Source organism: Streptomyces sp. NBC_00457 (assembly GCF_036014015.1).
Classification (GTDB): domain Bacteria; phylum Actinomycetota; class Actinomycetes; order Streptomycetales; family Streptomycetaceae; genus Streptomyces.
In genome coordinates this window covers 5,798,510-5,817,937 of sequence record NZ_CP107905.1, presented here as the reverse complement: position 1 = coordinate 5,817,937, position 19,428 = coordinate 5,798,510, and the positions used below count along the sequence as shown (strand labels likewise).

Below are 19,428 nucleotides of genomic sequence, written 5' to 3'. Positions count from 1 at the left end.
CTTACGGCGCCTGCCCGACGGGGTGGCTGAGCACCGCATCGGCGAGTTCGTCCTGCACCTCGCCTGGGGTGAGGGCGGTTCCCTTGGTGCGCTCGGCCGCGTACCGGCCGGCGCCCAGGGCGGTGCGGGCGACGGCCTCGGTCCGCTCGGCCACCGTGCGCCCCGGCAGGGGACGGGGGTGGCCCTCCCGCCACTCCTCGGAGGCGGCGAGCAGGCGGACGGCGCGGGCGTGGTCGCCGAGCTCGGACACGAGATGCGCCGCGCTTTCGGCAAGCTCTGCCGTGACCCATTCGGCGCACCGCCACTCCACAGCCTGGCGCAGTGTGTCCGCGAGGATCGGCAGTCCGTGCCGCGGGCCGGACTCGGCGGCCGTGACCAGCGCCTCGAGCGAGTTCATTGCCACCGTGAACTGGGGCGGCGGAGTGCCGTGCTCCATCTCAACCCGGGTCGCCTCGCACAGCTCACGCGCGCGTGCGAGATCCTGCGCCTCCAGGGCCATGTGGGCCCGCAGCATCAGGACGAACGCCCGGGCGTCCGCCACTCCGTACCGGTCGGCGGCGGCGCTCGCCTCGTCCAGCGAGACCAGGGCGGCGGCGCGATCTCCCGAGCGGTAGGCGATTTCGGCGAGCCGGGCCAGGAGGAACGGCGACTCGGCGTAGGCGCCCACCTCGTAGGCCAGCCGCAAGCCCTCGGCGTACTCCTTCTCGGCATCCTCGAAACGGCTGCGCGCCATGGCCGCCTCTCCGCTCGCGCTGCATACCTGGGCTCTGATCCAGCGGTCACCGACGCGTCTGCTGAGCATCCGCACTTCCGCCAGGTCGTCGTCGAAGCCCTCGAGCCGGCCGGGTGCGTCGACGACCATGTGCGCACGGAACATCAGCAGCACGGCGAGCTCCCAGTCGCCGCCGTACATACGGCAGTTGGCGACCGCCCGGTCCATGCCGGTCCGGGCGTCCACCGAGTTCCGCAGGTAGAAGGCGGTCAAGGGCCAGGCCAGGCCCGGCATCCGGGCAGCCTCCGGGCCGCCCGGCTCGTAGTAGGCCCGCACGCGCGCGATGTACTCCCGGTACCGCGGATCCTCCACCGCCCGCTTCGGCTCGGCCTCGGTCATCAGGAAGAGATACATCATCCTGAGATCCATCCGCAGGGCACGCAGCGGATGCCGGGCCTCTCCGTCGGGGTCGGCGAGGAAGGCCTCGACGGGGTCAGGAGCGCGGAGGCGCACAGCGGCGCGCTCTTCGCGGACGCGGCCCGGGTCGCGGCCTGGGCGATCGGGGTGAGCCGGGTGGTTGTGGTGATCGCGGTGAGCCGGGTGATCGGGGTGATCGGGGTGATCGGGGTGATCGCGGTGATCGCGGTGATCGCGGTGATCGGGGTGATCGCGGTGATCGCGGTGATCGGCAGTGTCCCCGCCGACCCGATCGGCCGGCCCGCTGTCCGACCGACCTGCCGGGCCGCTGTCGGACCGACCTGCCAGGTCGCTGTCCGCCCGACCTGCCCGGCTGTCGGATCGACCCGTCGGCCCCCCGTTGCTCGAGCGACCCACCGGACCGTCCCCGCTGCTCACCGCATTCAGATCCGCATCCAGGCCCAGGGCCAGGCCTGAATCCAGAGCCGCACCCAGGCGCAGCACGCGCTCGATCCACTCCGCGCCCTCGCGGCGGTAGTTGCGCAGGAACCAGAACCAGCCCAGGGCTAGGGCGATGGCACCGGCCTCTGCCTCCTCCCCCGCCACGAGGCCGCGGTGGAGGGCCGCGCGGATGTTGTCCAGCTCGGTCTCCAGGCGGGAGATCCAAGGGAGTTGACCGGCGGAACGGAGCAGGGGCTCGGCCTGCTCGACGAGGGCGCGCGCCCATGCGCGGTGTCGGCGCTCGGCGGCCATGCGGGCCCCGGGGACCTCGGCGGCGCGCTCGACGGCGTATTCGTGGATCGTCTCCAGCAGGCGATACCGCATGTCGTCGCCGCCGTCCCGCTCGCAAGGGGCCGCCACGATCAGGGACTTGTCGACGAGGGCCCCGAGGAGATCCGAGACCGGACCGGTGCACACGGCCTCCGCCGCCGAGAGGTCCCAGCCGCCCGCGAACACGGACACCTCACGCAGCACCGTCCGCTCCCGCTCGTCGAGCAGCTCCCAGGACCAGTCGACGACCGCGCGCAGGGTCTGCTGGCGGGGCAGGACGGTGCGGCTTCCGGAGGTGAGCAGGCGGAAGCGGTCGTCGAGACGGTCGGCGATCTGCCGGGGCGTGAGCAGCCGCAGCCGGGCGGCGGCCAGCTCGATGGCGAGCGGCAGCCCGTCGAGACGGCGGCAGATCTCCGCCACCGCCTCCGTGTCCTGGAGCACGGCGGCCGCGTCGGGACGGACGGCGGCGGCGCGCTCCGCGAAGAGGCGGTGCGCCTGGTCGGGGACGAGAGGTTCGACCGGGCGCACCGACTCGCCGGGTACGCCCAGGGGTTCACGGCTGGTGGCGAGGATCGTGAGCCCCGGGCAGCGGGTCAGCAGCGTTTCGGCGAGGTCGGCGGCGGTGCCGATGACATGTTCGCAGTTGTCAAGGATCAGGAGCTGACTGCGCGAGGCGCAGTGCTCTATGAGCAGGGCGACCGGGTCGTCCTGCGGGGTCGCCATCTCGGTGGTCATGAGCACGGTCTCGCGCAGACCGAGCGCGCTGACCACCGCGCCTGGCACCGCCTCCGGCCGGTCGAGCGGGGCCAGCTCGACCAGCCATGCCTGCGGGAGCCCGGCGGCGGCTTCCTCGGCGAGACGGGTCTTTCCAGAGCCGCCCGGTCCGGTGAGGGTGACGAGGCGGGCTCTGTGTAATTCGAAACGGATGGCGTCGAGTTCGGGTTCCCGGCCCACGAAAGAGGTAAGGCGTGGACGCAGGTTGCCCTTGCGGGGCGCCGGGGCCGGGACCGTCGGCTGATCGAGCAACGCCTGGTGCAAGGCGCGGAGTTCCGGGCCGGGATCGGTGCCGAGGCCGTCGGCGAGGGCGCGGCGTGCGGTCTCGTACGCGGCGAGGGCGTCCGCGGAGCGGCCCGTGTCGCGCAGGGCGCGGATGAGGAGGGCGTGCAGCGGTTCGTCGTACGGGTGCGCCGTGGTCAGTTCCGTCAGCTCCGGTACGGCGTCCTGAGCCTGCCCGAGCCGCAGCCGTGCCTCGGCGTGGGCGCGGGTCGCCTCCATGCGCAGGGCCTCCGGGCGGGCGGCGGCGGTCCGGTCCGGGAGGTCGGCGAGGGCGGGGCCGCGCCACAGGGCGAGGGCGTCGTCAAGATCTCCGGCGGCGGAGCGAGGATCGTCACGGTCGAGTGCGGCCGTGCCCTGTCGTACGAGCCGCTCGAAGACGTACAGGTCTACGTCGTTCTGCGTTGCCGTGAGGCGGTAGCCGCCGGGGTGGGAGGTGATGGCGTTCTTGCCGACGGTGCGGCGGAGACGGCCGACGAGGGCCTGGAGGGCGGCCGGGGCGTCCTGCGGTGGGTCGGCCGCCCATACGTCGTCGATCAGGGTGTCGGGGGTGATGATGCGGCCGGGGCGTAGGGCGAGGGCGGTCAGCAGGGCGCGGAGGCGGGGGCCGCCGATGGATACGGGTTTCCCGTCATCGTCTTCCGCCAGCGCAACGCCCAGAATTCTGTACCGCACCGGGCCATTGTCGCCGGGACTGCTGTGCGGGGCACGGGCTTTGTGGCGCGGGGCGCTGTCGCGTCACCGGAGCCGGTGCTGACGCCGACGCCGACGCCGACGTTCAGGATGAGTCGCACCCGGCGCGGTGGCTGGGGTGGGGGTGGGTCGCGCAGCCCGGCGCTGACGGGGTGCCGCCTGCGCCCACCCGTGCCGCCCCAGGCGGCACGCATGCCCGCAGCTACGGCAGAGGTACGCAGTCCGCAGCTGGGCGCGACGGCAGGCCCCAGATGGGCGGGCTCGGACGCAGGTCCCCGCGTACCGCGTAAGCGACCACGCACGCGCAGCCGCCCACGCGCCTGACGGCCCGGCGTCCTGCAGCGCACGCGACCGCGTACCCGCAGTCGCCCACGGCGGGAAGGGGCCGCGGTGGGGGTGTCCGCCCGCAGCGGTTGTCGCGTCAACACCGGCACCTCATCAGCAGACCGAGCCGCGACGTTCCGAGGACGGACACCCCCACCGCGGCCCCGACCCACCCCACACCGAAGGCGCTACGCGCACCCCCACCCGCCCGCACCCCCCGCCGGGAGGCATCCCACCGAACCCCGCCGCACGCACCCCACAACCCCGCCGAGAGGCCCACCCACCACTCACGCCTGCCGAGCCGCCGCCCCCGCCCCCAGCGCGCGCCCCTGAGGTGCGATCCCGGCCGGTACCGCGCGCGTGCGGGCCGGGGTTCCGGTCCAGCAGGTTCCTCTTCGGGCGAGCAGGCGGCGGAGCCAGAGTTCCAGGGAGACCAGGTCGGCGAGGCCGTCCAAGGGCAGCGGCTCGCCCTCGGCCGCCGCGCGGATGGCCTTGCGGACGACGCGGGCCTCGACCAGGCCGGCCTCGGCGAGGAGGGGCGTACCGAAGAGGGACATCAGGGTGTCCGCGGAGACCCGCAGCCCCATGCGGGCGGCGGCCGCCGAGGAGGCCTGCGAGGGGGCGCCCCAGCCCGGCGGGAGATCGGTGACGCCCGCGCCCTCCAGCACCGTACGGAGAATCGCGGCCCGCGCACCGGGCCGTACCCGCAGAGCCTCGGGAAGGGCGCGGGAGGCGCGGACCACCTGGTTGTCGAGGAACGGCGCGTGCAGCCGCTGGAAGCGGATCTCCGCGGCCTGCTCCAGGACCCGGAGGTTCGTGGCCTGACGGGAGAGCGCGGCACGCGCGCGGTAGTCGCCGGGACGCTGCCCGGGCCCGACGCCCGAGCGATTCGTCGCCCCCTGCAGGAGAACCGATACTTCAGCGAGCGCCTCCCCGGTCAGCCACCGAGCGGCAGGCCCCGGTCTGCCCCAGGTGAGCGCGGCGAGGGACGCCCCCACCGCACCTCCGGGTTCGTCGAAGCGCCGCCGCAGCAGCCGCTCGGCGAGGTTCTCCAGCCCCGCCCGGTACGGCGTACGGGCCAGCCGCCGGGCGGCGCCGTACACACGCGCGGGGACCAGCACGGACCCTCCGTCCGCCTTCGCCAGCGCAGCGACGGGCCGCACCAGATACCGCCGCTTGCGGTCCATCAGCAGATCGGCCAGCCGCGCCGGATGCGCGTCCAGGACCTGCCGGGCGCCGTACCCGGTGAAGTGGTCCGCGCTGCCGGAGGCGAGCCGCGCGCGATGCCGGGCCGCCGTCACCAGACAAGACCCGGGCTCATCCGTCAACGGCCCGTCCAGATCGGCGTACGGCAGCGTCTCCTCGCCCCCGGCCACCACCACATGGTGCAGCCGGGGATTCGCAGCCAGCGCCCCCGCACGCTCCAGCTCGGCCTCCCGACCGCCCACCGCCAGGTCGTTGAAGGTCACGGCCAGCAGCCGCTCCCCCGCCCCCGTCCCGTGCCCGAGCACGGTGCCCGGCATCCCCGGCAGCCCCGCTGCCAGCAGCGCCAGCGTCCCCGACGCCGGCCCCCCGGACAGGTCCGCCCCGATCCCCGGAACCGGCATCCCGCGCGCGGCACGCCGTTCGGCGGGCCCCATCCCCGGCACCGGCCCGGGGTCTATGTCGGCGCCGGGCACATGCCGGGGCGCGGACAGACGCGCGCGTACCGCCTCGATGAGCGCGTCGCGCACCGCGTCGACCGCGCGGTCCGGGTCGGCCGAGGGCGCGGCGACGGCGAGGGAGGCGACCTGCTCGTACCCGGCGATCTCCCGCGCCCCGGCGCGCAGGATCAGCGCATGCCCCGGCGGAATACGCCGTACGCCGTCATAAGGGGTGGAGTCGTGCAGCGCGGCCGGCACATCGGGGGCCGCCAACAGCGCCGCCAAGTGCCCGAAATCAAGGTTGGCCTCAATGAGGTCGGCCAGCGGCAGCGCGGCTGTGGCATACGCCGTACCGCCCGCCCAGGGCGTGTAGAACACCGGCCTGGCGCCCGCCAGATCGCCGCAGACCATGATGCGCCGCCCGACCTGGACGACGGCCGTGTAGCTGCCCGGCCAGGCCGTCAGATGCCGAAGTGCGCCTCCGCGCGCGGCGAACAGCCCGACCCGCAGCTCCTCGTCCGTCGCCCCGCAGGTGCCGAGCACCGCGATCCGGTTCTGCGGGTCGGCCTTCACTACCCGCACCTCGTCCGGGCGCCAGTCGCCGACCGCCCACAACGGATCGGGGTCGCCCCACAGGAGTTGGGAGCCCACCGGGTGCAGCGTCTCGCCCTCGTGACCGGTCGCGCCGGCCGAGCCGGGCTCGACGGCACCCGCGGCGGTGCTGCTCCATCCCACCAACCACCGCATCGACGCCTCCACATGCTGTGGACAACCAGTGCACCGTACGAACCGGAGCACCATGCTGCCATGAAGGACGCGCCCCAGCAGGGCGGCGGTACCGCTTGTGCTCGGGGAGCGCGCCTCTGAGGAGATACCCGGAATCGCGCGAACACCCGCACGGAAGAAGGCATCTGCGACGCGAATGCGCCCCCGATACGCTCCCCCAGAACACCGGATGCGCCCTCAACTCCCATGGTGGGAGCGGTAATCGCCCACAGAGCGAGGGGTCGGTTTTCGGCCAAATCGCCGACGCGGAGACACGCGTGCACACGCTCCGTACATGCCCTGCCCATCACCGGGCGGGCGCACAGTCCGGGAGGCGGAGTTCGCCTCCCGGACCGGTCCGCCGCCCGCGGGGATGTAGGCGGCGGTGTCCCCCAGCCCGCTGGATCCAGTACAGCGGGCCGACCCACGCACCGTTCATGGAACCGCTCCCCCGATGGCCGGAGAAGAGCGCACGGGCGGGCGCACAGCCACACAGCGGGAGCACATCACAACAGTCCGTACCTGAACCGCACTTCAGTACGGACCACAATCCCGCCATCCGGAAGAATGCCCCTTAACGCTTGGGATGCGGCGAACTACGCTGGGTTTACGAATGCCGCGTGGTTATGCCAGCGCGGCAGCCGTCTGTGTCGAGGGGTGGCGCATGTCCAGGGAGCAACGCGGGCCGAACGAAAAACTCGGCACCGTTCTCGCCCTCGCGGGAATCAGCAACGCAGGACTCGCCCGACGCGTCAACGATCTTGGCGCTCAACGCGGGTTGACTCTTCGCTACGACAAGACGTCGGTGGCGCGCTGGGTGTCGAAGGGCATGGTGCCGCAGGGCGCGGCGCCGCACCTCATCGCCGCCGCCATCGGCCAGAAGCTCGGCCGCCCGGTGCCGCTCCACGAGATAGGCCTGGCGGACGCGGATCCCGCACCAGAGGTGGGCCTCGCCTTTCCCAGGGACGTTGGACAGGCCGTGAAGTCGGCGACCGAGCTGTACCGCCTCGACCTCGCCGGGCGCCGGGCCGGCTCCGGCGGCATCTGGCAGTCGCTGGCCGGGTCGTTCGCAGTCAGCGCATACGCAACGCCCGCCTCACGGTGGCTGATAACCCCGGCCGACAGCTCGGTGGCACGCGACGCGAGCCCGTCCGAGGGCTCCGGGTCACCGCTCAAAGTCGGCCACAGCGATGTGCTGAAGCTGCGGGAGGCCGCGGAGGACGCCAGGCGCTGGGACTCCAAGTACGGGGGCGGCGACTGGCGTTCGTCGATGGTGCCGGAGTGTTTACGGGTGGAGGCGGCGCCGCTGCTGCTCGGCTCGTACTCGGACGAGGTCGGCAGGGCGCTGTTCGGGGCGAGCGCCGAACTCACCCGCCTCGCCGGATGGATGGCCTTCGACACGGGCCAGCAGGAGGCCGCGCAGCGGTACTACATCCAGGCCCTGCGGCTCGCCCGCGCGGCAGCGGACGTACCCCTCGGGGGGTACGTGTTGGCGTCCATGTCGCTCCAGGCGACGTACCGCGGCTTCGGCGACGAGGGCGTCGATCTCGCGCAGGCCGCACTGGAACGCAACCGCGGCCTGGCCACGGCCCGCACCATGAGCTTCTTCCGTCTGGTGGAGGCACGCGCGCACGCACGCGCGGGTGACGCGCAGGCCGCCGGCGCGGCCCTGAAAGCCGCCGAGGGGTGGCTGGAGCGGTCCCGGGAGGGGGACAACGATCCGTCCTGGCTCGGCTTCTACTCGTACGACCGTTTCGCCGCGGACGCGGCGGAGTGCTACCGCGATCTGAAGGCGCCGCGGCAGGTACGCCGCTTCACCGAGCAGGCGCTGTCGAAGCCGACGGAGGAGTTCGTACGGTCGCATGGGCTGCGGCTCGTTGTCTCGGCGGTCGCCGAGCTGGAGTCGGGCAATCTCGATGCCGCGTGTGAGCAGGGCGTGCGGGCGGTGGAGGTGGCGGGGCGCATCTCCTCGGCGCGTACCACCGAGTATGTGAAGGATCTTCTGCACCGGCTGGAGCCGTATGGGGACGAGCCGCGGGTGGTGGAGCTTCGGGAGCGGGCTCGGCCCCTGCTCATGGCTCCCGCGTAGGGCCAGTTCCTTCGCGTCTGCCTGGTTTCTGCGGATTTCGGGCTGCGGGTGATCTGTGGCTTGTCGCTCCCCCACTCTCGGCTCCGCTCGAGCGGGGGGACCCCCATCGCGGCGGAGCCGCATGTGTGATACAGCCCCGCGCCCCTGACGGCGCTGCAGTCCTCCGCGTTTGAATGCGCTGTCAGTGGCGCAGTGCACTATCGGGAGTGGGAGGTGGTGCAGGTGCGGCGCGGGAGTGGTTACGACTGTGACGTGCTCGTGGTCGGTGGTGGGATCGTCGGGCTGTCGACGGCGTATGCGATCACGCGGGCCGCGCCGGGGACACGGGTGACCGTGCTGGAGAAGGAGGCGGGACCGGCCCGGCACCAGACGGGGCGCAACAGCGGCGTCATCCACAGCGGGATCTACTACAAGCCGGGCTCGCTCAAGGCGCGGTACGCGGTGCGGGGCGCCGCCGAGATGGTGAAGTTCTGCGCGGAGTACGGCATCGCGCACGCCGTCACCGGCAAGCTCATCGTCGCCACCGACCGCGAGGAGCTGCCCCGGCTGCACGCGCTCGTGCAGCGCGGCCGGGAGAACTCCATCCCGGTGCGCGAGCTGGGCCCCGCACAGGTCACGGAGTACGAGCCGGAGGTGCGCTCGGTCGCCGCGATACACGTCGGGACGACCGGCGTCTGCGACTTCGTGGGCGTCGCCCGGCTGCTGGCCGAGGCGTCCGGGGCGGAGATCCGGTACGGCGCGGAGGTCGTGCAGGTGGACCGGCGCGCGACGCTCGGCGTGGCCGTACGGACGCGGGACGGGGCGGTCGTACGGGGGCGGGTGCTGGTCAACTGCGCCGGGCTGTACTGCGACGAGGTGGCGCGGCTGACCGGGGACGAGCCCGGGATGCGGATCGTGCCGTTCCGTGGGGAGTACTTCTCGCTGGCGCGGCCGGAGCTGGTGCGGGGGCTGGTGTATCCGGTGCCGGATCCGGCGTTTCCGTTCCTCGGGGTGCATCTCACGCGCGGGATCGACGGGGGTGTGCACATCGGGCCGAACGCGGTGCCCGCGCTGGCCCGCGAGGGGTACGGGTGGGGGACCGTGCGGGTGCGGGAGCTCGGTGGGGTGCTGGCCTGGCCGGGGGTGTGGCGGATGGCTGGGCGGCACTGGCGGTACGGGGCCGGGGAGCTGCGGCGGTCGGTGTCGAAGGAAGCGTTCGCGCGGGCCGTGCGGAGGCTGGTGCCGGCGGTGACGCGGGACGATCTGGTGCCGGCTGCGGCGGGGGTGCGGGCGCAGGCGGTGTTGCGGGACGGGACGCTGGTGGATGACTTCATGATCCGGGAGGGGGAGCGGGCGGTGCATGTACTGAACGCGCCCTCGCCTGCGGCGACGGCCTCGCTGCCGATCGGGCGGGAGGTGGCGCGGAGGGCGTTGGCTGTGCTGGGCGGGGTGTAGCCGGGGGTGGGGTGGCTGGGGCGCGCGGAAGGCGTTGGCTGCGCTGGGCGGGGTGCAGCTGTGCGCGGGGTTGCTGCGGGGGGGGTGGGCGGAAGGCGTTGGCTGCGCTGGGCGGGGTACAGCCGTGCGCGGGGTTGCTGCCCGGGGGGTGGGTCGCGCAGCCCGACGCTGACGGGGTGCCGCCTGCGTCCACCCGTGCCGCCCCAGGCGGCACGACTGCCCGCAGCTGGGCGGGACGGTGCGGGCGTCTGCTTGGCGGGACGGTGCGGCCCTCTGCTGGGTGGGCGCTGCCCTGTCGCACGAATGCCCGCAGCTTGGCGGGACGGCGTCAGGTGGCACTGCTGCCCGTAGCCGAGGCGCAGGCCCGTAAGGCAGGCCAGTAAAATCGACTCCACTGTGTCTGAGACTCACCATGCCCCCGAAGCCGATCACTCAGTCGGCATGTCCATTCGTCACCGCCGGGCCAAGGGGGAGCCGCGGTTTCCTGATGGGCCGAAGGCTGATCCCGCGGGGTCGCATTTTGAGCGGCGGATTCGGAGTTTTCAGCCGCGGCGGAGCAGGGTGACGGCGGGGCAGGCGGATGCGTTGCAGCGGCTGTGGCCCCAGTGGGGGCTGGATATCGACGGGCAGCGGGTCGTCGACCTGACCGAGCTGTTCGGGAACGCGAACCCGGTCGTGCTGGAGATCGGGTTCGGGATGGGGGAGGCGACCGCCCAGATGGCGGCGGCGGACCCCGGTACCAACATCCTCGCCGTCGACGTGCACACCCCCGGCCAGGGCAATCTGCTCAACCTGGCCGACCACCACGGCCTGTCCAACATCCGCGTGGGCAACGGCGACGCGATCATCCTGCTCCGCGAGATGCTCGCCCCCGACTCCCTCGACGGGCTGCGCGTCTTCTTCCCCGACCCCTGGCCGAAGAAGCGGCACCACAAGCGCCGGCTGATCCAGCCGGAGTTCCTCAGCCTCGCCGCGACCCGGCTGAAGCCGGGGGCGACCGTGCACTGCGCGACGGACTGGGAGCCGTACGCCGAACAGATGCTCGAGGTGCTGAGCGCGCACCCGGACTTCGAGAACACGCAGCCCGACGGCGGTTTCGCGCCGCGTCCCGACTTCCGGCCGCTCACCCGTTTCGAGGGCCAGGGGCTGGACAAGGGACATGTCGTGAACGACCTGCTCTTCCGTCGCGTACTGCACGAAGGTCCCCAGTAACCTTCCCTCGTTAGGGTCAAAGCCGTGGCCACCAGTCCCCCGTTCCCCCCATACGCCGGTGATCCCGCCGGTGGCGCACGGCGGCACGCGCACTGGTGGCAGAAGCGATGGGTGCGGTACGGCGCCCTGATCACGCTCCTCGCGCTGTCCGGGCTCGTCATCCTCGCCCTGGTCCGCGAACAGACCGGCACGGAGGGATTCCTGGTCGGGCTCGGCCTCTCGGTGTTCCCCGTGCCACTGCTGATAGCCGCCTTCCGCTGGCTGGACCGGGTCGAACCCGGCCCCTGGCGCAACCTCCTCTTCGCCTTCTCCTGGGGCGCCTGCGCGGCGGCGCTGATAGCGATCGTCGCCAACAGCTTCGCGACCAGATGGATAGCGACGGCGACCGCGGATCCGTCCAGCGCGGACACCCTCGGGGCGACGGTGATAGCGCCGATCGTGGAGGAGTCCGCCAAGGCGGCGGCCGTACTGCTCGTCTTCCTCTTCCGGCGACGCGACTTCACCGGGATCGTCGACGGGGTGGTGATAGCGGGGGTCACCGCGACCGGCTTCGCGTTCACCGAGAACATCCTCTACCTCGGTACGGCCTTCGGGACCGACCAGCTCACCGGCGACCGCGGCATCGCCTCCGTGACCGCGGCGACCTTCTTCGTGCGCATCATCATGTCGCCGTTCGCCCACCCGCTCTTCACCGTCCTCACCGGCATCGGCTTCGGTGTCGCCGCGCTCTCGGCGGACCGGCAGCATGTCCGGCGCGTGCTCGTGCCGTTGTCCGGGCTGCTGCTGGCGATGGGCATGCACGCGATGTGGAACGGCTCGTCGAGCTTCGGCGAGTACGGGTTCTTCGCTGTGTACGCCGTCTTCATGGTGCCCGCGTTCGGGCTGCTGACCTGGCTGGTGATCTGGACGCGGCAGCGGGAGCTGAGGACCGTACGGGCCGAGCTGCCGGCGTATGTCGCCGCGGGCTGGATGGGGCCGGCCGCGCCCTTTGTGCTGGGGTCGATGCGGGCGCGGCGACTGGCCCGGGAGCACGCCCGGCGTCACTTCGGCAAGTCGGCGGGGCGGGCGGTGGCGCAGTACGAGGCGTACGCGACGTCGCTGGCGTTTCTGCGGCATCGGGGGCGGCGGGGGCGGGCCGGGGCCGACTTCGTCGTACGGGAGCGGGAGTTGCTGCGTGAGCTGTGGCAGCGGCGGGGGGTTGCTGGGCCGGCGCTGGAGCATGCGGCGCGGGTGGCTGCGCCGCCTTTGCCGGTGTACGGGGCGTATGGGAATGCGGTGCCGTATCCGTATCCGGCGTACAACCCGTATCGGACCTAGCCGGCGTTGCGAGTGGCCCGGCGTGGGGGCTGGGCGGGGGTGGGTCACGCAGCCCGGCGCTGACGGGGCGCCGCCTGCGCCCACCCGTGCCGCCCTAGGCGGCACGAATGCCCGCAGCTTGGCAGGACGACGACGCAGCGCCGCCTGCCGGGTGGGCGCCGACCCTGCGGCACGAATGCTCGCAGCTTGACTGGACGACGACGCAGCGCCGCCTGCCGGGTGGGCACCGCCCCAGGCCGCGCGAATGCCCGCGGCCGAGACCGCCCATGCGAATGCCCGCAGCCCAGACGGCGGCGGGCGGTCCGACAGCCCCCGCCGCAGAGCCCTACCTCAGGGGTTCAGCCCCTTGCTTCGCAGCCAGGCCATCGGGTCGATGCCGCCGCTGTCGGAGCTGCCGGTGTGGACCTCGAGGTGGAGGTGGGCGCCGGTGACGTTGCCGGTGGCGCCGACGCGGCCGATGACGTCGCCGGTGGCTACCTTCTGGCCGACGCTGACGCTGATCGAGGACTGGTGGGCGTACCAGAGCTCGGTGCCGTCGTCGAGGGTGAGGACGGTCTTGTAGCCGTAGGAGCCGTCCCAGCCGGCCTCGGTGATCGTGCCGCTGTGGATGGCCTTGATGAGCGTGCCGGTGGGGGCGGCGAAGTCGAGGCCGGTGTGGTAGCCGGAGGACCAGAGGGAACCGGCCTGACCGAAGGTCGAGGTGATGGTGTACGAGGAGGTCGGCAGCGCGAACTGCTTGGCCAGCTGGGCGAGCCGCTCGGCCTCCGCCTTGGCCGCGGCCTCCTCCTCCGCCTTCTTCTTCGCGGCGGCGGCCTTGGCCTTGGCCTCCTGCTCCGCCTTGGCGGCCGCTTCGGCGGCCTCCTTCTGCGCGGCGGCCTGCACGGCCTGCGCGGCCTTGCTGTCGACCTGGTCCTGCTGCCGCTCGGCCTGGGCGAGGATCCGGGAGCGCAGCGTCTCACCGGCGTCGGCGGCGGACTGCTCGCTCTCGGTGGAGGCCACGCTGACAGTGCTGAGCGCGGTCGCGGTGTCCGCCGAGTCCTCGGCGGCGTCGTCCGAGATGATCGAGCCCACGGACGGCAGGTCGGGCAGGGAGATGGACACCGGCGGCTTGCCGGTGTTGGCGCTGGCCATACCGCCCGCGCCGACGGCGGCTATGACGCCGACGCCGAGAACCGTGGAGCTACGGGCGAATGCACCGTTGCGCTGCTTGCTGACGCGGTGCCGGCCACGTATGGGACGAATGGACTCCTCGGTGGGGTTCCACTCCTCCAGCGGGCCCTCGTCGTCGGTGCGGAAGCCGCTGTACACAAAGGTGTCGGGCTCGCGCTGACTCGGCACGAAGGGGGCCTCGGGGGCAGGCCGGTTGGACGCCACGTAGGCGTACTCCTTTCCTTCCTTCTCGCCTACCGGGTTAGCTGACGGGTTCGGAGCAGGAAGGTCTCCTACGCGCGTATACCCTCCGTGCTTCCACGGTGGCATCCGCGCGATTCACCCCAAGGTGGTGGTTCCCCGGTTCCCTTGCGGAATTCGGCGCGTGCGCACGGAGCCGACTCTTGTGACGGCTGGGACGACCGCGCTGCGTTATCGAACGTTAATAGACGCGGGGGCCGGATTCCAAGCGGTTCCGCTTGATCGTTAACGTTTTTGCGCAGGACGTACAGGCCATGACCGGTGAAAATCGGGCGAGTTGACCACGCCGCGGCAGCAACTCAGCAGTCACATCAGTTCTGACGTTGCGTCAGTTGTTACCGGAACGAGGCCGTCCACTCACGCGGGGTGACGACGATCGAGCCCGCGGCGCGCGCGCTCGACGATCTCGTCCTCCGTGAGCGGCACATCGTGGTGACTGAGGCAGATAGGCACCTCGGTCTTGCTGAAGCCGGTCCCCTCGGTCGCGGCGTTGAACTGGCCGCTCCGAAGACCACCGAGGTTGTCGAGGGTCGCGTTGCGCGCCTCCGCCATGGTCTCGACGGCGTTGATCTGAGCGGGAACGGTAAGGCGGCCGATGAACTGGTTCACCGTGTTGCCCAGCGCCTGATTGTGGATCCCCCTGGGCGTCTGCGAGGCGAGGACCATCCCGAGTCCGTATTGAGGACCATCCCGAGTCCGTATTTCCGTATCTGGCGGATGAGTTCGACCGTGCTCTCCGTACTCGGATTCGCCGCACCGGACGGCACGAAGTTCTGCGCCTCGTCCATCACCAGCAGCCCGCCCAGCGCACGGTCGCCGACCGGGTGCGCCCGGAACCACGAGAACAAGGTCGCCTGGAGGCGGCTGACGAACTGGGCCGGTCCGTCGCCGGACAGGCCGAGGAGGTGGTGGCCAGGTTCACGATGCCCCGGTCCACGCCGATCCAGCCGACCGGCTCGTACTCCTCGGGATCCGGAATGTCGCAGGTGGCGATCAGGAACCACTTCCCGCCACGCCGGACGAGATCGCTCTCGCCCCTGCGGCAGGCCACAAGGATCTTGAGCTGGTCGGGCGAACAGGCGAAGCGGATACCCCTCATCCGCCCGTCCACGGTCCAGATGGAGACGGTGCGTGCGTCGTACTGCCAGGACAGGCAACGGTCGTCGAACGGCTGGGCCGCCTCCGGGCGGAAGAACATCGGAGTACTGACAGCCTTGCGGTGCCGCCTGGAGGTGGGCGGGCCGAGGTTCCCGGCCCGCAGGTTGGCCTTCAGAGTCGTGTACACCTCTTTCTGCAGGCGGTTGCGGTCCTTGAGGTTCTTGGCGAAGGCAACCTGCGAGGCGTATGTGGCTGCCCGGTTGCAGGCATGCAGGGTCGCCTGAAGGGCCGACGCCTGCTCGGGCGTTGGCAGCAGTTTCACCGCCATTCGCACGACGATCACCACAACCGGTGACATGTAGGGCAGTTGTTCGCATTCCCCGGCTCCGCCGGACAGCCGTGTGAACGCCCCGCGCCGGGCAGCAAGCAGAGCCTCAGGAGGGGACCCTCCCCAGCGTGAACCTCGGGGCATCCTCGCCAGAATCAGGCGGACCTTTGGACAGTCCCGAACACAGCAAGAGGCTCTTCGGACAAATCCGAAGAGCCTCTTGAACTGCATTTTTGGTAGCGGGGACAGGATTTGAACCTGCGACCTCTGGGTTATGAGCCCAGCGAGCTACCGAGCTGCTCCACCCCGCGTCGTTGTGTTCACTAGTCTACGCCATCCGCGGGACACCCATGACCACACGTTGATTCACCCTGCGGGTTTGCGCGCGTGGGTGAGCGTCTCCCAGGCGACGAAGAGCCCGTCGGTACCGGCCGGGCGGGTGCGCTCGGCGAGTGTGCGGGCGGCGGGGACGGTGACGTGAAGCCGGTCTTCCAGATGGTTCAGTACGACTTCCAGGTCGGGGCCCATGGTTCTGGAGACCTTGCCGCCGCACAGCCAGGCAGGCGCGGGCTCGCCCAGCTGGTGCCGGGCGTGGAGGGACAGGGCGGCCTTGAGCCGGTCCTTGACCTCGCCGTACAGGTCGACGCCCTGGTGCCAGGCCGTCTCGGCGATGTGGGCGGTGGCGGCGAGGGAGTGGCCGACGTGCTCGAAGTCACGGCAGGTCTCCTGGGTGACGCCGTCCTTGTACGTCGACTGCTGGAACCAGTACGACCGCAGCCGCTGCGGGGTGTCCATGCCGGAGCCGGGCGCGGTGAGCGGGTGGCGGCCGTCCTTGCGCAGGTAGAAGTAGGCGGGGACACGGTCGCGGAAGCGTCGCAGGGCGTGATTGAAGGTCTTGTGGTCGTCGAGGAAGACGGCGATCCCGATGGCCGCGTCGGTCGAGGCGAGATCCCGGTTTCCGTTGACGTCCAGGACCCGGCGGGTGACGCGGGGGAGGTAGACGGTGCGGAGCATGGTCTCGAAGCGCTGTACGCGGTCGGCGGGCCAGTCGGCGCCGGGTGTGTGCCGCACGATCTCGGCGGCCCGCGCCCAGGTCGATCCGGCCCAGGCCGCCTGGAGTCCGGCGTTCTGCCCGGTGTGCCGCTTCAGCTTCGCCGACCAGCCGTCCATGATCTCCCGGGCCTTGACGGCGTGCTGCCGCTTGCCGGTGACCGTGAACAGCAGGGCCTGGGTGTAGGCGGCGATGGCGTCCGTACGCTCCTGGATGCAGCCCCGGCCCGCCATGGCACCGGCCGGGCAGTTCACGGTCCGGTACGGCTCGGCCCGGTACTTGTACGCCCCGTATCTGCTGTCCCGCATGTCGAGGAACGCCTTCAGCCACGGCTGCCTGCCCGCCAGGACGTTCTCTCGTACGGCGTCCAGCTGGTCCTTGCCGACGAGGACGCCGGGGTGGGTGAACTCGGCGTCCGACGGGAGGGTGCGGGCCATGGTGCGCGAACCGTCGTCCGTCCCGCAGGAGGCGAGGAGCGCCGCGGCCAGGGGCGGGATCAGCAAAGCCGTCGTCCGTCTGCGCACCGACCCCATCGCCGCCTCCGTACCGTGATCCACACCCGCTCATTCGCAGCGTGCCCGGTACGGCGACGGGGCGCAGGATCTGATGGGCCGAAGGGGAGTTGAGGCCGGTCCGTCATGCCGACAGATGACGGTTCGGTGCCTTCGCGCGTTCCTCGTACTCCGGCAGTACGACGACGTCCACGCCGGCCGCTTCCAGCATCCCGCTGCCGTCGGCGGCCACCACGAAGGTGTCCGGCTCGCGCCACGCCGTCACCACGCGCCGTACTCCGGCGTCCAGAATCAGCCGGGCGCACGGCGCGGGGCGGGATGCGCGGTGGGCGCATGGTTCCAGGCTGCTGTACACCGTGGCGGTGGCCAGCCGGGGGTCGGTCGGGTCGAGCTTCGCCAGCGCGGCCTCCTCGGCGTGGACGACGAGGTCGCCGCCCTCGCGGGAGTGGCCCCGCGCCAGCTCGGTCCCGTCGGCCGCGACCACGACCGCGCCCACGCTGAACGCGGTCCGCGAGGGAGGGCACTGCGTGGCCAGTTCGCAGGCCAGGGCGAGCCAGTGGTGGTCGGCGGCGGAGTCCAGCGGGCCGGCGCCGGGTGCGGTGGGCTCGTAGCGCATGAGCACGACGTCCTCGATCCGCCGTGTCTCCAGCAGGCGGAGGCGGCCGCCCTGGTATCCGCCGGGGCCGAACAGCCGCGGCGCCTTCGGGTCGCCCACGAACAGCGGCGCCAGGACCAGCTGCACCTCGTCGGCCAGCCCCCGCTGGAGCAGCTGGGTGTGGATGAGCCCGCCGCCCTCGACCATGAGGCGCCGCACGCCGCGCACCTCGTGCAGGTGTTCCAGCAGCCGGCGCCAGTCCAGTTCCGGGCCCAGCGGGACGACGTCGGCGTCGACCGGCGTCGCGTGGAGGCGCTGGGCGCCCCGGTCCGTCGTATAGACGACCTTGTCGCCTCCTGTGTGCCAGAACTTCGCCGCCGGGTCGAGGTCGCCGGAGCCGCTTACCGTGACCTTGAGGGGGTAGGCGGGCTTGCCCGCGGCCTCTCGTGCCGTTCGGCGCTCGGGGGAGTTCACCAGGAGGCGGGGGTTGTCGGCGCGGATGGTGCCGGCGCCGACGAGGATGGCGTCGACGGAGGCCCGTACCTCGTCGACGCGGTCGAAGTCGGCCGGGCTGGACAGGAGCAGGCGGTCGGGGCCGGTGTCGTCCAGGTAGCCGTCGAGGGAGACGGCGGCGGACAGCAGGACGTAGGGGAAGGGCATCTGCGTACTCCACCTCGGCGACGGGCGGGCTTGGTTCAAGTCGGGCTTGGTTCAAGTTTGAAACAAACCTACACTGGTTGCATGACGACCCGCTGGCTCACCCCCGAGGAGCAGCGCGCCTGGCGCGCGTACATCGGCGCCGTCCTCCTGGTGGAGGACGCGCTCGACCGGCAACTCCAGCAGGAAGCCGGCATGCCGCACATGTACTACTCCATCCTCTCCGTCCTGTCCGAGGCCCCGGAGCGCAAGCTGCGTATGACCGACCTCGCGGCGCGGCTGAAGATCACCCGCAGCCGGCTGACGTATGCCGTGACACGCCTGGAGAAGGACGGGCTGGTGGGGCGCGAGAACTGTCGCTGGGACAAGCGCGGCAGCATCGCGGCGCTGACGGACGAGGGGATGACGGTCCTGGAGCGGGCGGCGCCGGGGCATGTGGAGACCGTACGGGCACTGCTGTTCGACCGGCTGACCCCGGAGCAGGTCGGGCAGATGGAGGAGATCTTCGGCACGATCGCCGAGGGGTTCGAGGGGGACGCGGCGCAGGCGGCGCCCGATGACGTGCCGTGGCGGCGGCGGTCGGCCAAGCCCTGTTGATGACGCGGGTCACAAATCCGTTGCTTCAAAATTGAAGCATGGGGTAATGTCCGGGATCGAGGATCTGCTTCAAATCTGAAGCAGCGTGCCCGAGGACCGGAGTACCCGCATGACCGACTTCCCCGCCGCCACCCAGCGCTCCCGCGTCCGCGTGCCGCTGCGCTTCGGAGACGGCTACAGCGTCGATGCCGAACTGGTCACCTTCCACGGACTGACCGACGGCCAGGAGCATGTGGCCGTCGTCCTCGGCGACCCGGGGCCCGTCCCCTTGGTGCGCCTGCACTCCGAGTGCCTCACCGGCGATGTCTTCGGCTCGGCCCGCTGCGACTGCGGCCCGCAGCTGCGCGAGGCCGTCGAGCGGATCGCCGACCGCGGCGGCGTCCTGCTCTACCTCCGCCAGGAAGGCCGCGGCATCGGCCTCTACAACAAGCTCGACGCGTACGCCCTTCAGGACCAGGGACTCGACACCTACGCGGCGAACACCGCGCTGGGCCTGCCCGAGGACGCCCGCGACTACACGGCGGCCGCGCAGATGCTGGCCGGCCTCGGCATCGGCGAGCTCGACCTGCTCTCCAACAACCCGGACAAGGCCGGCCAGTTGCGGGACCTCGGCATCAGCGTCCGCGACCGCGTGCCGACCGGTGTGTTCACCACCGCCCACAACGTCCGCTACCTGCGGGCGAAGGTGCTCCAGACCCAGCACACCCTGCCGCTGGGCGAGCTGACGGAGCGTACGGCGGGCTGAGGACG

Annotated in this window: 13 protein-coding genes, 1 tRNA gene and 1 riboswitch; of the genes, 6 read left to right on the top strand and 8 right to left on the bottom strand. The window is 71.7% G+C overall.

All coding sequences use genetic code 11. From position 1 onward, the window contains the following. Position 1: 1 nt before the first annotated feature. Both OG828_RS26495 and OG828_RS26490 read right to left on the bottom strand, forming a co-directional pair. On the bottom strand, positions 2-3,628 hold the full coding sequence (locus OG828_RS26495; protein ID WP_328502513.1) for a BTAD domain-containing putative transcriptional regulator: 3,627 nt from the start codon (positions 3,626-3,628) through the stop codon (positions 2-4). A 629-nt stretch (positions 3,629-4,257) separates the two neighbouring features. After that, entirely contained in the window at positions 4,258-6,360 is a 2,103-nt protein-coding gene (locus OG828_RS26490) for an asparagine synthase-related protein (protein ID WP_328361875.1), read from the bottom strand. Positions 6,361-7,042: 682 nt separating this feature from the next. On the opposite strand from OG828_RS26490, the gene OG828_RS26485 reads away from it, so the two are divergent. The 4 genes from OG828_RS26485 to OG828_RS26470 all read left to right on the top strand — a co-directional run bounded on the left by OG828_RS26485 (position 7,043) and on the right by OG828_RS26470 (position 12,430). Further along, on the top strand, positions 7,043-8,467 hold the full coding sequence (locus OG828_RS26485; RefSeq protein WP_210582409.1) for an MFS transporter: 1,425 nt from the start codon (positions 7,043-7,045) through the stop codon (positions 8,465-8,467). Between the two features lie 222 nt (positions 8,468-8,689). Then, positions 8,690-9,901, top strand: a complete 1,212-nt coding sequence (gene lhgO, locus OG828_RS26480) for an L-2-hydroxyglutarate oxidase (protein ID WP_328504943.1) — start codon at positions 8,690-8,692, stop codon at positions 9,899-9,901. A 441-nt stretch (positions 9,902-10,342) separates the two neighbouring features. Continuing rightward, on the top strand, positions 10,343-11,113 hold the full coding sequence (gene trmB / locus OG828_RS26475) for a tRNA (guanosine(46)-N7)-methyltransferase TrmB (RefSeq protein ID WP_328361871.1): 771 nt from the start codon (positions 10,343-10,345) through the stop codon (positions 11,111-11,113). Between the two features lie 24 nt (positions 11,114-11,137). Next, positions 11,138-12,430 carry a PrsW family intramembrane metalloprotease gene (locus OG828_RS26470; RefSeq protein ID WP_328502512.1) on the top strand — a complete coding sequence of 431 codons (1,293 nt, stop codon included), beginning with the start codon at positions 11,138-11,140 and terminating at the stop codon, positions 12,428-12,430. Between the two features lie 330 nt (positions 12,431-12,760). Here the strand turns inward: OG828_RS26470 and OG828_RS26465 are convergent, their stop codons facing one another. The 6 genes from OG828_RS26465 to OG828_RS26440 form a co-directional block, all read right to left on the bottom strand. Next, positions 12,761-13,804 carry a M23 family metallopeptidase gene (locus OG828_RS26465; protein ID WP_328439904.1) on the bottom strand — a complete coding sequence of 348 codons (1,044 nt, stop codon included), beginning with the start codon at positions 13,802-13,804 and terminating at the stop codon, positions 12,761-12,763. 11 nt (positions 13,805-13,815) lie between these two features. Beyond that, positions 13,816-13,973: riboswitch (cyclic di-AMP (ydaO/yuaA leader) on the bottom strand. 224 nt (positions 13,974-14,197) lie between these two features. Continuing rightward, positions 14,198-14,506, bottom strand: a complete 309-nt coding sequence (locus OG828_RS26460) for a hypothetical protein (RefSeq protein WP_328361864.1) — start codon at positions 14,504-14,506, stop codon at positions 14,198-14,200. 121 nt (positions 14,507-14,627) lie between these two features. After that, positions 14,628-15,266 carry a hypothetical protein gene (locus tag OG828_RS26455; RefSeq protein ID WP_328502511.1) on the bottom strand — a complete coding sequence of 213 codons (639 nt, stop codon included), beginning with the start codon at positions 15,264-15,266 and terminating at the stop codon, positions 14,628-14,630. A gap of 234 nt (positions 15,267-15,500) precedes the next feature. Continuing rightward, positions 15,501-15,577, bottom strand: a tRNA-Met gene (locus tag OG828_RS26450). A 55-nt stretch (positions 15,578-15,632) separates the two neighbouring features. After that, positions 15,633-16,754 (bottom strand): alginate lyase family protein, encoded by a 1,122-nt coding sequence (locus OG828_RS26445; RefSeq protein ID WP_443062516.1) that lies wholly within the window; start codon positions 16,752-16,754, stop codon positions 15,633-15,635. Between the two features lie 199 nt (positions 16,755-16,953). Continuing rightward, a complete protein-coding gene (locus OG828_RS26440; protein ID WP_328502509.1) occupies positions 16,954-18,084 on the bottom strand; it encodes a dihydrofolate reductase family protein in 1,131 nt (376 codons plus the stop codon). An 81-nt stretch (positions 18,085-18,165) separates the two neighbouring features. Here OG828_RS26440 and OG828_RS26435 point away from each other — a divergent pair, with 81 nt between their 5' ends. Continuing rightward, positions 18,166-18,678, top strand: a complete 513-nt coding sequence (locus OG828_RS26435; RefSeq protein ID WP_328361849.1) for a MarR family winged helix-turn-helix transcriptional regulator — start codon at positions 18,166-18,168, stop codon at positions 18,676-18,678. A 109-nt stretch (positions 18,679-18,787) separates the two neighbouring features. Further along, on the top strand, positions 18,788-19,423 hold the full coding sequence (locus OG828_RS26430) for a GTP cyclohydrolase II (RefSeq protein ID WP_328439900.1): 636 nt from the start codon (positions 18,788-18,790) through the stop codon (positions 19,421-19,423). The last annotated feature ends 5 nt before the right edge of the window (positions 19,424-19,428 follow it).

Bases quoted from the DNA above. Each gene is read 5' to 3' on its own strand.
- OG828_RS26490 (WP_328361875.1), bottom strand. From the start codon at position 6,360: ATGCGGTGGTTGGTGGGATGGAGCAGCACCGCCGCGGGTGCCGTCGAG.
- OG828_RS26485 (WP_210582409.1), top strand. From the start codon at position 7,043: ATGTCCAGGGAGCAACGCGGGCCGAACGAAAAACTCGGCACCGTTCTC.
- trmB (WP_328361871.1), top strand. From the start codon at position 10,343: ATGTCCATTCGTCACCGCCGGGCCAAGGGGGAGCCGCGGTTTCCTGAT.
- OG828_RS26460 (WP_328361864.1), bottom strand. From the start codon at position 14,506: ATGGTCCTCGCCTCGCAGACGCCCAGGGGGATCCACAATCAGGCGCTG.
- OG828_RS26455 (WP_328502511.1), bottom strand. From the start codon at position 15,266: ATGGCGGTGAAACTGCTGCCAACGCCCGAGCAGGCGTCGGCCCTTCAG.
- OG828_RS26445 (WP_443062516.1), bottom strand. From the start codon at position 16,754: ATGGCCCGCACCCTCCCGTCGGACGCCGAGTTCACCCACCCCGGCGTC.
- OG828_RS26440 (WP_328502509.1), bottom strand. From the start codon at position 18,084: ATGCCCTTCCCCTACGTCCTGCTGTCCGCCGCCGTCTCCCTCGACGGC.
- OG828_RS26435 (WP_328361849.1), top strand. From the start codon at position 18,166: ATGACGACCCGCTGGCTCACCCCCGAGGAGCAGCGCGCCTGGCGCGCG.
- OG828_RS26430 (WP_328439900.1), top strand. From the start codon at position 18,788: ATGACCGACTTCCCCGCCGCCACCCAGCGCTCCCGCGTCCGCGTGCCG.